The following is a 12,457-nucleotide window of genomic DNA, read 5'->3' as shown; positions in this document are numbered from 1 at the left end:
TAGAAACTAGCTGCTACTTTGACACGTCTCTTTACTGATCAGCTTCTCAACGATCAGTTGTCCGCGAGTGTTGCGAATCTTGATGTTGTAAGCCAAGCCCATGTCGAGATTTGCTCTTACTTCAGAGTTGGTGCAGTAGCTATTCACACTCATGTCTACAACTTGGTTTAAAGGTTTAGCACCTTTTGCATCTTGGTTGTAGATCATCATGATTTCGATAACCGTGTTTTTTGCCAGTACGCGCATGACCGATAGCGGGCCATACTCAATCGGCAAGCCTGCGGATAAAACGCCAGCGCGATGTTGCGCCATCATTTCTAGCTGTCTTTGTTTGTCTTGTTCACTTGATGAGCTACAGCCTGCAAGCAGAACAGCAGCCAGTGAACCGATAATCCATTTTTTCACGTTAAAATACTTTCTTGAATGGTTTAACAATCACATTTTGGTACACACCAGCAGCAATGTACGGGTCTGCGTCTGCCCATGCCTGTGCATCGTCTAAAGAATTAAATTCAGCAATCACAGTAGAGCCTGTGAAGCCCGCTTCACCAGGGTTATCTGAATCAATCGCTGGCATTGGACCTGCTGTCAAAAGGCGGCCTTCATCGTGAAGTGTTTGTAGGCGTTCTAGATGTTGTGGGCGAACACTTAGGCGTTTTTCTAATGAATTTTCGACGTCTTGAGAAAAAATCACGTACCACATATTGAGATATCCTTATTTTACTTCACTAAATTGAGGGCGTTTAAATTCGCTATCTTGCTAATTTACGCGAACTAATTGGTATTGGAAGAGCTAATGATAAGAAATTGTGAAATGGTGCGGCAGAGTGAGAAGGTCTTTAGCATTTTTAATCGAAACGACTAAAGACCTTAAAGTGCGATAGGGTCGTCGAAGGACTATTTGTTGATTGGGCGAGGTTTACCGCTTTCATCTACAGCAACGTAGTTGAATGTCGCGCCACATACCTTGTAACGATCGCCGATGCCGTGATCAAGTACCGGCTTAACCCATACTTCTAAGTCGATATTCATCGAGCTACGACCAATCTTGGTGCAGTCACCATAAACACATACCACATCACCCACTGAAACTGGTTGTTTGAACTCGATACTCGATACTGAAACCGTGACTATCTTGCCGTTAGAGATCTCTTTCGCCAGTATCCCGCCAGCAAGGTCGAGCTGAGACATTATCCAACCACCGAAAATCTGGCCTGCTGCATTGGTATCAGAAGGCATCGCCAAAGTGCGAAGAAGTAAAGAACCAATCGGGTTCAAAGTTGATTGAATAGTCATTGTTGTACTCTTAATGGTATTGATTGTTTTAAATTTAAATAGATGTGTTTGCGGGGCTCGTATTTTTAACGTATTCACAGAACACAAACAATCAGTGGCCAATGATCACGAGTATCATTGGCCACTGTTAAATAGCATATTGATAATAATTGTATCAAAAAGGGGATGAGGACTCATCCCTTAGGGTTACTTCTCGTCGGTATTTTTATCCGTTAACTCGTTCTGCTGGTCTTTTTGTAGATGCTGGTCTTTTGGCAAATGCTGATCTTTTGGTAGATGCTTGTAGATGTAAACACCCGTTAGCAAGGTAAATGCAAAAGTAGCGATCAGTAAGCCAAACACTTTGAAGTTTACCCAAACATCCAAGGGTAGGCTGAAAGCAACGTAAACGTTGAGAACGGCACATAGAGTAAAGAATAAAGTCCAAGCCCAGTTGATCTTGCTCCATACCGCTTCAGGAAGTGTGATCTCTTTACCCAGCATGCCTTTAATCGCTGACTTACCCATTAGGTGACTGACGGTCAGGCCGATAGCGAACAATGCATAAACGATGGTTACTTTCCATTTAATGAAGTTGTCATCGTGCAAGAAAATGGTCATGCCACCAAATACGGCAACCATCAGAAATGTGATGATCTGCATTTTCTCTACTTTCTTGTAGATGACGTATGTCAAAACGATTTGTACTGCGGAAGCAACAATCAATGCACCTGTAGCCGTGTAGATGTCATACATCTTATACAGCGCAAAGAAAATAATGAGAGGAATGAAATCAAGGATTTGCTTCATGTGGCACTGACTGTCCAGTTAGTTGAGTTGCAGACAGTCTAACGAAAACTGTCTCGATGCTAAATAGCCCGAGACAATTGGGTGCTAATTAATTCCATCTAATTGCTTTATCGAGTCGGATCTTTTCATCATCGAGTTGGATAACGTTATCGCATTGATGTGGTTTGGTAGCGAGGTATTAGCTTCTTGATGTCTTCAAGGTAACCTTCACTCTTTAAGCTGTCTAAGGTGTTTTCGAGCTCTTGCTCACTCATGGCAAAACACGTCGATTTGCCTGTCGTTAGGTCGAGATATTCGTGATATTCACGCTCTGTGAAGTGGCCAATTCTGTCCATTAATAAGGTTTTAATTCCATGGTGAATCAAGCCGTAATACGTATGTCTTTGTAAGGTCATAGCCTATCCTCCGTGACAAGCTGCAGTGAAACTGTTGCAACCTGCTGTATATTGGTTGGGTTATCTATGACAAAGCAATTCGAATGCCATTTTCTCTAATTGAACGGAACATTTTCCCTACTAGATAGAATTGAACTTCTTTTCAAATAGTTAAGGCGAGGTACGTTCTATTCTCTGACAACCAATACGTAACAGACATAAAATAGTTTCATTTTGAGAACGATGAAATTCTCATTATGACGCTCTACTGCCGTTTATAGTGTGGTTCTATCTACGGTGATTGCCGCTAATCGACAAGCCAATCAACAAGCGTAGATAAAGATGTATTTTGTCGATTCTTAGGCTGCAGCAAGAAGTAACCATTTCCAGAAAAGATACTGCCTTCACTCACTTTCACCAACCTGCCCAAATCGATATCTTGCTTGGCCAGCGTGATGTCGCCTATGGCAATGCCAAATCCTTGAATGGCTGCATTCATCGCTTGATCAAGTGTCGCGAATTGTTGGTTGTTCTTGCTTGAAAGGTCGTGGCTGCCTATGTGATCTAACCATAGTCGCCAATCACTTTGCTCATTGTTGGCGTGTAACCAAGTGTATTGAGCGAGCTTGTGTGGCTTGATGATAGTAGAAGCGCTACTTACAAGATGGCTCTGAGTAATGCTTTGCGCCTGGCAGACCGGAGCCAGCTGTTCGTTGAACAATAACTGGCTCACAATCGATTGTTGGTTTGGCTTCTTACCATAGGTGATTACGGCGTCAAACGGGTCAAAGCTTGGTTCAAAAACGTGCTTGATGGTCGACGTGAGCTCGACATCAATTTCAGGGTAGGCTTGCTGAAAAGACATCAACTTGGGTAGCAGCCAAGAGGTAATACAGCTGGGGGCGTTGAGTTTGATCTTAGAGGGAGAACTTGCGACTTGATTGAGAGCCGATTGCAGTTGATGAATCGTTCCTTGTATCAGAGGAACCAGCTCTTCTCCTTTCGGTGTTAAAGACAATCCTCGAGCATGGCGATAGAAGAGATCACAGCCAAGGCTTTCTTCAAACGACAATATCTGACGACTTACTGCACCTTGCGTCACATTGAGCTCATGTGCCGCTCGCGTAAAGTTGAGATGCCTTGCCGTCGACAAGAACGCGAGCAAGGTTTTAGTTGAAGGAAGTGTGCGATTCATATCTTTACCTATGACTTTTTATCATGGCTATTATGTGATTATTTCGATTCATTTATCAATAGTGTTCTGTTTGAATGTAAATACTTAATCATCATTTGTGATTCAATATGTGTATAAGTCACATTTTTTGAATATGAAGGCAGTGGTGAAGACATTGTGATTTTGTGAAAGGGATAGCTTCTTGACATCTTTTATCGATAGTTTAGTACCTCAGGCTGTAAAAAAATTAATACCTTATCAATCAGCAAGAAGAATTGGCGGTGATGGACGTGTCTGGCTAAACGCCAATGAATTGGAAAGCTCGCTGTTTCAAGGAGAAGTAAGTCACAACCGATACCCAGACTTCTTACCACAAGATATTGCTAAGGCTTACCAAGATTACTGTGGCACTGATGCTGCGACTGTTGCCGTTCGTGGCGCCGATGAAGCGATTGATTTGCTGATCAGAACATTCTGTAAACCGGCAAGCGACAACATACTTATCTGTTCACCCACGTATGCGATGTATGAGTTTTGCGCTGATGCATTGGCGATTAATACCTTGGACTCTCCATTGCAGCAAGATTTCAGCCTGAACGTCGCTGATATCGTGAACAAAGCGAAGTTGACTAATATCGTGTTTCTTTGCTCACCAAACAACCCAACGGGTAATGTGATTCCTAAATCGGATTTGATTCAGGTACTGGAAGGCACGATTGGAAAGTCTCTAGTGGTAGTCGATGAAGCGTATATCGAGTTTGAACCACAAACGTCAGCGGTGGGCCTTATTGAGCGTTATCCGCATTTGGTAGTGATTCGCACCTTGTCTAAGGCGTTTGGACTGGCTGCGGTTCGATGTGGCTTTATCTTAGCGAGTCAAAATGTGATGCAGTATGTTGCGAAGCTGATTCCACCTTATCCGATGCCGGATTGCTCATCGCAAATCGTGTTAGACGCTTTGTCTGATGAACGAGTCTCAGTGATGCAAGACGCCACACAAAAGCTGGTCGAACTACGTAACTGGTTTGCTTGTGAGTTAACGCAGTTTGATTTCATCGAGTCTGTTTACCCTTCATCGACGAACTTTATTTTGCTGCGTCAAAAACCTGGGCATCAAGTGTTCAGTGTGTTGGCGAAGGATGGCATTGTGACAAGGAATCAAAACCACGAACCTGCTTTGCGTAACTGTGTACGAATCAGTATTGGTAGCCAAGAGAGCATGCTAGAAGTGATAACGTCACTTACACGTTACCAAACCGAATTAGAAAAGAATCAACAAAGCAAACAAGTTCAACAATCTCAACATAAAGAAACTCAATCTCAACTCGATAAAAATCATATCTAGGATGGCAATGATGAAAAAGATAATACTAGGACTCGCTTGTGCGGCCGCTTTACTTGGTACAACGGTACAGGCGAAAGAAATCCGTTTGGCGTCAGACTTTACCTATCCGCCATTCAACTACAAAAACAGTGATGGTGTGCCTGTCGGGTTTGACATTGAGATAGCTGATGCCTTGTGTGAGCAAGCCAAACTCGATTGTACTTGGGTTTCACAAAGTTGGGACTCGCTAATTCCAAGTTTGCTGGCAAGAAAGTCAGATGTGATCATGGCTTCAATGCGTATTACCGAAGAGCGTAAGCGCAAGATTTTGTTCACCGATAAGTATTACCAAACACCAGCCGTATTTGTTGCTGCCAAAAGTGTAAAGTTTGATATTGATAAGCAAGGTCTCGATGGTAAAACTATTGGAGTACAGCAAGGAACGATTCACGATCGCTACGTAACAGACAAGTTTGGGGATGTCGCAAACATTAAGCGTTATACCGGCCAAGATGAGGTGTATCTGGATCTGCAAAACGGTCGTCTAGATCTAACCTTCGGCAACTCAGATCAGCTGTCATTGGCTTTCTTAGACAAGAAAGAAGGTGAGGGTTTTGAATTCAAAGGCAAAGCAGTGACCGACAAAGCCTACATTGGCGAAGGCACGGCACTAGCGTTAAGAAAGCAGGATTCAAAACTGGCGAAACAATTTAATGCCGCGATTGAAGAGATCAGAGCGAACGGTACTTACGACAAGATCGCTGCTAAGTACTTCACGTTTGATATTTATGGCGCTGATTTGTAATTCGTCTAAAGCCTAAAAACTAGACCACCAAAAAAATCCGAGGGCTGTGAGGCTCTCGGATTTTTGTTACAAACAATTCGTCCTAGTAAGATTCCCACCGTTGTCTTTATCCCTGCTTATCCACTCTTGTTCCATACGCTCAGCCTAAAACCTCACCTCTACCACCTCAGAAATCGCAGTTCACGACTCGCTTTTCAATCGATAAGACCTTCTTTGCTCGTGCTCTACAAATGGCTCCAAGGTTTTAAAATAACACAAATATGCAAGTATATTTTTTGCCAACAGATTGTTCTAAAAGCAGTTGGAAGTGATCGAAATCCCCCAAAACCCGAAGTTAGACTACTTAATGGTCCAATTGATGCGAAATATGATTGGTATCACAATCAATTCGGTTCACAAGCCAATAGATAAACCTTAGCTCACAAAATATACACATATTATTGTAATACAAAATTCACAAGGTAAGAATATTGTAATGAAACGTTACTGTTATGAGCGGTATGCAATTGAACGTTAGATTTCAAACTCAGCTGTAGCGTTGCATATAAAAACTGTACCTCTTACAAAATGGATTCTGGAGAAGAACATGAAAAAACACCTACTGACGATTGCAGCGGCTTCAATTCTTATGGCATTTGGCGCTCAAGCAAAAACTTTGACCTTAGGGCATGCAATGTCATTAGAAAGCGCAGCTCACCAAGGCATGGTGATCATGGCTGATAAAGTGAAAGAAAAATCGAATGGTGACCTTACGATTAAGATCTTTCCAAACGGTCAATTAGGCTCTGAACGTGATCAAGCTGAGCAAGTTGTTACCGGCGCGATTGATATGGCTAAAATCAACGGTGGGCTAGCCGAATCTTTTGAACCCACGTTTAAAGTTAATGCACTGCCTTTCTTATTTCGTGACGTTCCACATATGAGAACGTTCATGCGAAGTGAAGCAGCACAAGAGATGTTGCTTTCAAGTGAAGGTAAAGGCTTCATCGGTCTTACGTTCTATGACTCAGGCACACGTAGCTTCTACGCTAAAAAAGCCATTAACTCACCGGCTGATCTCGCTGGTATGAAAGTTCGAGTTCCGGGTTCTCCAACGATGATGGAAATGGTTAACCTATTAGGTGGTAAAGCAACGCCTGTACCTTTCAATGAGGTATACACGGCGCTGCAACAAGGCGTAATTGACGGTGCTGAAAATAATATTTCTAGCTTAGTTGAAATGAAACACAGTGAAGTTGCCAAATTTTACTCTATGGATCAGCACATGATGACACCTGACGTGATCATCATTTCAGAATACAAATGGGGTTCATTAACGGCAGAAGAGCAAAAAATCTTAAAAGAAGCTGCTGCTGAGTCTCTTGAAGAGCAGATCAAAATCTGGGACGCAACAGATGACATGAACAAAGAGAAAGGAATGAAAGAAGGCGTAACGTTTGTTGAAGTTGATAAAGCCCCTTTCCGTGCAGCTGTTAAACCTATGATTGATGAGGCGAAAAAAGATCCAAAACTAGCTCCATTCATTGAAAAAATTGAAGCTCTTTAATCAGTCTTAGTGAAAATATAATTTTGCCTTGGCTTTGCTGAGGCAAAATTTTTTGAGGTATCACACCATGTTAGCAACTTTCAGAAACCTACTTGATAGGCTGATTCTTTTTGTCTCTTCTTTTGCACTAATGTTACTTGTCGTTACTGTCACTTGGCAGGTCTTTAGTCGTTATGTTTTGAATGATCCAAGTAACTGGACTGATGAACTTGCTCGTTATGCGATGGTATGGCTTGGCTTATTAGGAGCAAGCTACTTATTCGGTATCAAAGGACACTTAGCAATAACGTTATTGGATGGTTATCTTAAGGGTAAAGCACATATCGCATTACATGTACTCATCAATATCATTTCTGGCGCATTTGTATTTCTAGCAATGCTTCAAGGTGGCATCGCCCTAATGGGAAGAACTACACAACAACTCTCTCCAGCACTGCAATTACCGATGTCGACGGTTTATTCAATATTGCCGATTTCAGCCGTTATTATCCTCATCTATTTGGTCATGAATACGTTTGATCTTTTTTGTGAATCCAACAAAAAGTAAGTTTTAAAAGGACTCTATATTATGGATTTGTCCATTGGTGTTTGGCTGCTAGGCCTATTCTTATTCATGATCGCGATTAGTATGCCCATTGCGATTGCAATTGCCATGTCATCTTTAACGATCATGTATTTCATCTTACCGTTTGAAGTCGCCAGTATTACTGCGGGTCAAAAAATTATTACCGGTATTGATAGTTTCAGTTTATTAGCCATCCCTTTCTTTATCCTTGCTGGGAATATAATGAATGTGGGTGGCATCGCGAGTCGGCTTATCAACCTTGCAAAGCTCTTGGTTGGTTGGATCCCGGGCTCACTTTTTCACGTCAACATCTTCGCCAATATGATGTTTGGCGCCGTTTCAGGATCAGCCGTTGCAGCAGCAGCAGCGGTTGGTAAAACCTTAGGCCCTGAATTAGAAAAAGATGGTTATGATAAAAACTTAGCAACAGCAGTAAACGTTGCATCTTGCCCGGCAGGCTTACTAATACCGCCGAGTAATTCATTGATCGTATTTTCAGTGGTATCGGGTGGAACATCCGTAGCGGCGCTGTTTATCGCAGGTTATGTCCCAGGTATTTTAATGGGTTTAAGTTGTATGGTCGTCGCCTATTTTATCGCTAAAAAGAAGGGCTACAAAACAAGTGCGAATGACGGCTTCACAGCAAAAGATGTGCTGAATATTGTTTGGCAAGCAACGCCAAGCTTAGGGCTTATTGTTGTTGTTATTGGCGGTATTATTGGTGGTATATTCACTGCAACAGAAGGAGCATGTATAGCGGTTCTTTACTCTTTTATATTGTCACTCTGTTACCGAACCCTCAAATGGGCGCACTTCCCGATAATTTGTAGAGAAACCGTTCAGGTCACTGGCATTATGCTGTTCTTGATTGGTGCTTCAACCATCATGTCATGGGCAATGGCTTTTACTGGTCTACCAACAATGATCAGCGATTGGATGCTCTCTATTTCAGATAATCCGATTATCATCTTTATTCTGATGAATCTGATTCTACTGATCGTGGGTATGTTTATGGACCTTACGCCAGCCGTATTGATCTTTACCCCTATCTTTATGCCGATTGCTGAGCATTTAGGCATGCATCCAATTCACTTTGCGATGATGATTATTTTCAACTTATGTATTGGCATTGCAACGCCACCCGTTGGTACGGCGCTATTTGTTGGTTGTAGTGTCAGTGGCTCCAAGATTGAGAATGTTATAAGAAGTATCATGCCGTTTTGTGCCGTATTGATCGTCACACTGTTGGCCATTACTTTTATTCCTGAAATTAGTTTGGCTCTGCCTCGTGCGTTTGGATTAATCAATTAGCCTTACAAGGGTAAGATTTACCGAATCAATATCGATCATTACCTAATAAAAAACCGCCTCATGAAGGCGGTTTTATTTATCAATCAAACTGAAGCTTAATATTACGCTTGCTGTTTTTGTAGCTCAGTTTCTTTCGCTTCGTCTTCGATTAGAGAATCAACGATTACTGCACATGCTGCATCACCAGTGATGTTCAGAGCAGTACGGATCATGTCGAAGATACGGTCTAGAGCGAACAACAGAGGTAGACCTTCGATAGGGATACCAGCTGCTAGAAGAACCGCAACCACTAGGAAAGAAGGACCTGGAACACCTGCTTGACCAACTGCGCCTAGAGTCGACGTTACGATGATAGCAACGTAAGCGCCCATAGACAGGTCGATGTTGAACAGCTGTGCGAAGAAGATAGCAACTAGGCCGTAGTAAATTGCGTTACCAGACATGTTGATCGTCGCACCAAGTGGCAGAACGAATGAAGCCGTAGAGTTGCGAACACCAAGTTCTTTCTCTACCGTTTCCATTGTTACTGGCAGTGTCGCCATTGAAGAGGCTGTTGATAGTGCAACCGCTTGAGGTTTCTTCATTGCCACTAGGAACTTCTTAGCTGAAGTCTTAGTGAAAATTTGAATCATCAGTGGGTAAGCCACAAAGCCGAAGATAAGAATCGCAGCAATGTAGACAATGAACAGCTTGAACACGACCATAAGTGCGCCAAAACCGAATGTACCGACTGCTTCTGCCATTAGGCCGAATACGCCAAGTGGTGCAATGATCATAACCTTGTTGATCATCCAAACCATAGAGTCAACAATCGCGTTTACGCCATTGATGATTGGGTCACGTTTTTCTTTCGCTTGTTTAGAAATCGCAATACCGAAGAATAAGCAGAAAACGAGAATTTGCAGAATGTTAGCTTCGTTCAGTGACTGGAAAACGTTGGTAGGGATCATGCCCGTGATGGTTGCCCAGAACGTTGGAAGTTCGCCTTTCGCAGCGTATTCAGAAGAGAACATACCTTCAACGCCAGAAACATCGATACCACGACCCGGTTCGAATACTTCACCCATTACAAGCGCTAGTGCTACAGCAAGTGCAGACGTTAGTGCAAAGTAACCCAGTGTAACCACACCAACTTTACCTGCTGATGAGCTATTACCTAGACCTGCAGCACCTGAAATTAGGGCAACTGCGACTAGAGGAATAACCAGCATCTTGATTAAATTGATGAAGATTGCGCCCAGTGGAGCGAACATTGTTGCGCTGTCACCCATCATTGCACCGACAGCGGTACCGATGATCATTGCAATAACGACTTGAACGCCGATGTTGCTTAGTAAACTCTTTTCTTTTAACACTTCCATAACCTCTGTGCTACTAAATATAAAAATCCCAGAACTACTCACCAATGTACGATGTACCATTGGATTAATATTTCGCGACGAGTTTTACACGTATCCTTTACATTTATCAATATGAGCAGAGGTGAAAGTCTCTGAAAAACTGGTGGTCTAATGTCATTTGTTGATTTTGCACAACAATGCAATCGTTTGCCTTGGTTTTTTATTGCGATGTTATTTGTTGAATTTATAAAAGGCTTTTCGCTGGAGATTTTGTGAATGATTTGCAAGCGCTGGTATTGAAAACGTCTTGTTAACATTTTGATTTCATTTGCGAGTGTTTTTTGAACGCTTATGTTGGAGTGAATTCACAGCTACGTGTTGTGTGAAATTTAGCCTGAACTATGCTTAAGGTATCTATTTATTACCAAGATGTTACCTCTGCGCTTTAAATAAAACGTCTATCTAGCATCTCAGTTGTAAGGAGAGGGGCTATGACTTTTATATTGAAGTACTTGTTTGCGTTTCTTCTGCTGTTCAGCTCTGTGTTCGCTCAGGCCGATGATGCCTGGGTGATTGAGGTGAACGGAGGGATAGGTCCGGCGACCAGTGATTACCTCACTAGAGAAATAGAACAAGCTCACGATGAGCAAGCAAAGCTCATCATTTTGAAAATGAACACGCCTGGCGGGTTAGATTCGTCGATGCGTGACATTATTCGATCCATCACCACATCACCGATTCCGATAGCAACTTGGGTTGGGCCTGCGGGTTCACGAGCAGCGAGCGCCGGAACCTATATTTTACTTGCCAGCCACGTTGCTTCCATGGCGCCCGGAACTAATCTAGGTGCAGCAACTCCTGTGTCGCTCGGTGGTGGCAAAGCGCCTGCTAATCCGTTATCTCCTCAAGACGATGCTAATAAAGATGACAACACGTCAGCGAGTGAGCAAGACGAAACGAAACAGGAGAATTCAGATCAAGTAAAAGCCACCACTGCGATGGAGAAGAAAGTCATCAATGATGCTGCAGCCTACATTGTCAGTTTGGCTAAGCTACACAATCGCAATGAAGAATGGGCAGAAAAAGCGGTGCGAGAGGCAGCGAGTTTGGATTCTGAGAATGCACTGACTCTTAACGTGATTGATTTTATTGCCAGTGACCTTCAGCAATTGGTTGAACTGAGTAACGGACGCACCGTCATAATCAACGGTGTCAGTCAGGAAGTCCAACTTAGTGATGTTGCTTTTGTCGAGCGAGAACAAGACTGGCGCTTTAGTTTGCTGTCAGTGATCACGAACCCGAACGTTGCATATATTTTGATGCTGATTGGTATCTACGGTTTGTTACTCGAATTCTATAATCCTGGAGTCGGCTTACCGGGTGTATTGGGCGGTATCTGTCTGTTATTGGCGATGTACTCCTTACAAATGCTGCCAGTGAGTTACGCGGGCCTTGCTTTAATCCTATTGGGAATTGCTTTGATGGTCGCAGAGGCCTTTAGCCCTAGCTTTGGTATTTTCGGTTTGGGTGGGGTTGCTGCGTTTACGTTGGGTTCAATCATGCTGATGGACACCGAAGTGCCTGGTTATCAAATCGCATTGCCGCTAATTATCGGGATCAGTTTGTTCTCTGTTGCCTTTATCGTCGTAACAATATCAATGCTAGTCCGAGTGAGAAACAAACCAGTGACTACGGGGATGGAAGCGGTAGTCGGTGACACGGGCAAAGTTGTAAGCGGCTTCCCCGGTGCGGGGCGTGTGCTAGTCGAAGGTGAGATCTGGCAAGCTAAATGTGCGAGTGAATTGCAAGTGGGGCAGATCATCAGAGTGACCAAGCTGACGGGGCTATCTTTGGATGTTGAGGCGCTGACCGATGATACATCATCGAAACCTAGCTAGCGCGACATGCTAGTACAAACGTTATTGAATTATTA

General features: G+C 43.0%; 13 protein-coding genes. 6 read left to right on the top strand and 7 right to left on the bottom strand.

What is annotated here, in order from left to right:
- Positions 1 to 6: 6 nt before the first annotated feature.
- The 6 genes from AC3CID_RS09890 to AC3CID_RS09865 form a co-directional block, all read right to left on the bottom strand.
- Positions 7 to 405 (bottom strand): GspS/AspS pilotin family protein, encoded by a 399-nt coding sequence (locus AC3CID_RS09890; RefSeq protein WP_029225239.1) that lies wholly within the window; start codon positions 403 to 405, stop codon positions 7 to 9.
- Position 406: 1 nt separating this feature from the next.
- Entirely contained in the window at positions 407 to 703 is a 297-nt protein-coding gene (locus tag AC3CID_RS09885; RefSeq protein WP_004736512.1) for a YciI family protein, read from the bottom strand.
- A 194-nt stretch (positions 704 to 897) separates the two neighbouring features.
- Entirely contained in the window at positions 898 to 1,296 is a 399-nt protein-coding gene (gene yciA, locus AC3CID_RS09880) for an acyl-CoA thioester hydrolase YciA (RefSeq protein ID WP_017061510.1), read from the bottom strand.
- 186 nt (positions 1,297 to 1,482) lie between these two features.
- Positions 1,483 to 2,085, bottom strand: a complete 603-nt coding sequence (locus AC3CID_RS09875; protein ID WP_054547330.1) for a septation protein A — start codon at positions 2,083 to 2,085, stop codon at positions 1,483 to 1,485.
- Positions 2,086 to 2,231: 146 nt separating this feature from the next.
- Entirely contained in the window at positions 2,232 to 2,480 is a 249-nt protein-coding gene (locus AC3CID_RS09870; RefSeq protein ID WP_004736516.1) for a hypothetical protein, read from the bottom strand.
- A gap of 286 nt (positions 2,481 to 2,766) precedes the next feature.
- Positions 2,767 to 3,654, bottom strand: coding sequence for a LysR substrate-binding domain-containing protein (locus tag AC3CID_RS09865; RefSeq protein WP_054547331.1), 888 nt, complete (start codon positions 3,652 to 3,654; stop codon positions 2,767 to 2,769).
- Between the two features lie 181 nt (positions 3,655 to 3,835).
- Between AC3CID_RS09865 and hisC the strand changes: the two genes are divergently transcribed.
- The 5 genes from hisC (at position 3,836) to AC3CID_RS09840 (ending at position 9,184) form a co-directional block, all read left to right on the top strand.
- Positions 3,836 to 4,978: a histidinol-phosphate transaminase gene (hisC, locus tag AC3CID_RS09860; RefSeq protein ID WP_114633740.1), complete on the top strand. Its 1,143-nt coding sequence runs from the start codon at positions 3,836 to 3,838 to the stop codon at positions 4,976 to 4,978.
- Between the two features lie 10 nt (positions 4,979 to 4,988).
- Positions 4,989 to 5,762, top strand: coding sequence for an ABC transporter substrate-binding protein (locus AC3CID_RS09855; protein WP_171309102.1), 774 nt, complete (start codon positions 4,989 to 4,991; stop codon positions 5,760 to 5,762).
- 586 nt (positions 5,763 to 6,348) lie between these two features.
- Positions 6,349 to 7,308: a TRAP transporter substrate-binding protein gene (locus tag AC3CID_RS09850; protein WP_017076380.1), complete on the top strand. Its 960-nt coding sequence runs from the start codon at positions 6,349 to 6,351 to the stop codon at positions 7,306 to 7,308.
- A gap of 67 nt (positions 7,309 to 7,375) precedes the next feature.
- Positions 7,376 to 7,855 carry a TRAP transporter small permease gene (locus AC3CID_RS09845; protein ID WP_488526491.1) on the top strand — a complete coding sequence of 160 codons (480 nt, stop codon included), beginning with the start codon at positions 7,376 to 7,378 and terminating at the stop codon, positions 7,853 to 7,855.
- 21 nt (positions 7,856 to 7,876) lie between these two features.
- Positions 7,877 to 9,184 carry a TRAP transporter large permease gene (locus tag AC3CID_RS09840; protein WP_017078210.1) on the top strand — a complete coding sequence of 436 codons (1,308 nt, stop codon included), beginning with the start codon at positions 7,877 to 7,879 and terminating at the stop codon, positions 9,182 to 9,184.
- Positions 9,185 to 9,285: 101 nt separating this feature from the next.
- Here the strand turns inward: AC3CID_RS09840 and AC3CID_RS09835 are convergent, their stop codons facing one another.
- The gene (locus AC3CID_RS09835) at positions 9,286 to 10,605 is read right to left on the bottom strand and encodes a dicarboxylate/amino acid:cation symporter (protein WP_422641388.1); all 1,320 of its coding nucleotides are present in this window, start codon (positions 10,603 to 10,605) and stop codon (positions 9,286 to 9,288) included.
- A gap of 410 nt (positions 10,606 to 11,015) precedes the next feature.
- Between AC3CID_RS09835 and AC3CID_RS09830 the strand changes: the two genes are divergently transcribed.
- The gene (locus AC3CID_RS09830) at positions 11,016 to 12,422 is read left to right on the top strand and encodes an NfeD family protein (RefSeq protein WP_488526490.1); all 1,407 of its coding nucleotides are present in this window, start codon (positions 11,016 to 11,018) and stop codon (positions 12,420 to 12,422) included.
- Positions 12,423 to 12,457: the final 35 nt, after the last annotated feature.

Source organism: Vibrio sp. QJM3NY_21 (assembly GCF_057785975.1).
Note: the sequence above shows the minus strand (reverse complement) of the source record. Positions and strands in the feature narration are given on the sequence as shown.

Coding starts and splice junctions, on each gene's coding strand:
- AC3CID_RS09845 (WP_488526491.1), top strand. CDS start 7,376: ATGTTAGCAACTTTCAGAAACCTACTTGATAGGCTGATTCTTTTTGTC.
- AC3CID_RS09830 (WP_488526490.1), top strand. CDS start 11,016: ATGACTTTTATATTGAAGTACTTGTTTGCGTTTCTTCTGCTGTTCAGC.
- AC3CID_RS09885 (WP_004736512.1), bottom strand. CDS start 703: ATGTGGTACGTGATTTTTTCTCAAGACGTCGAAAATTCATTAGAAAAA.
- yciA (WP_017061510.1), bottom strand. CDS start 1,296: ATGACTATTCAATCAACTTTGAACCCGATTGGTTCTTTACTTCTTCGC.
- AC3CID_RS09865 (WP_054547331.1), bottom strand. CDS start 3,654: ATGAATCGCACACTTCCTTCAACTAAAACCTTGCTCGCGTTCTTGTCG.
- AC3CID_RS09870 (WP_004736516.1), bottom strand. CDS start 2,480: ATGACCTTACAAAGACATACGTATTACGGCTTGATTCACCATGGAATT.
- AC3CID_RS09875 (WP_054547330.1), bottom strand. CDS start 2,085: ATGAAGCAAATCCTTGATTTCATTCCTCTCATTATTTTCTTTGCGCTG.
- AC3CID_RS09840 (WP_017078210.1), top strand. CDS start 7,877: ATGGATTTGTCCATTGGTGTTTGGCTGCTAGGCCTATTCTTATTCATG.
- AC3CID_RS09850 (WP_017076380.1), top strand. CDS start 6,349: ATGAAAAAACACCTACTGACGATTGCAGCGGCTTCAATTCTTATGGCA.
- AC3CID_RS09855 (WP_171309102.1), top strand. CDS start 4,989: ATGAAAAAGATAATACTAGGACTCGCTTGTGCGGCCGCTTTACTTGGT.
- AC3CID_RS09835 (WP_422641388.1), bottom strand. CDS start 10,605: ATGGTACATCGTACATTGGTGAGTAGTTCTGGGATTTTTATATTTAGT.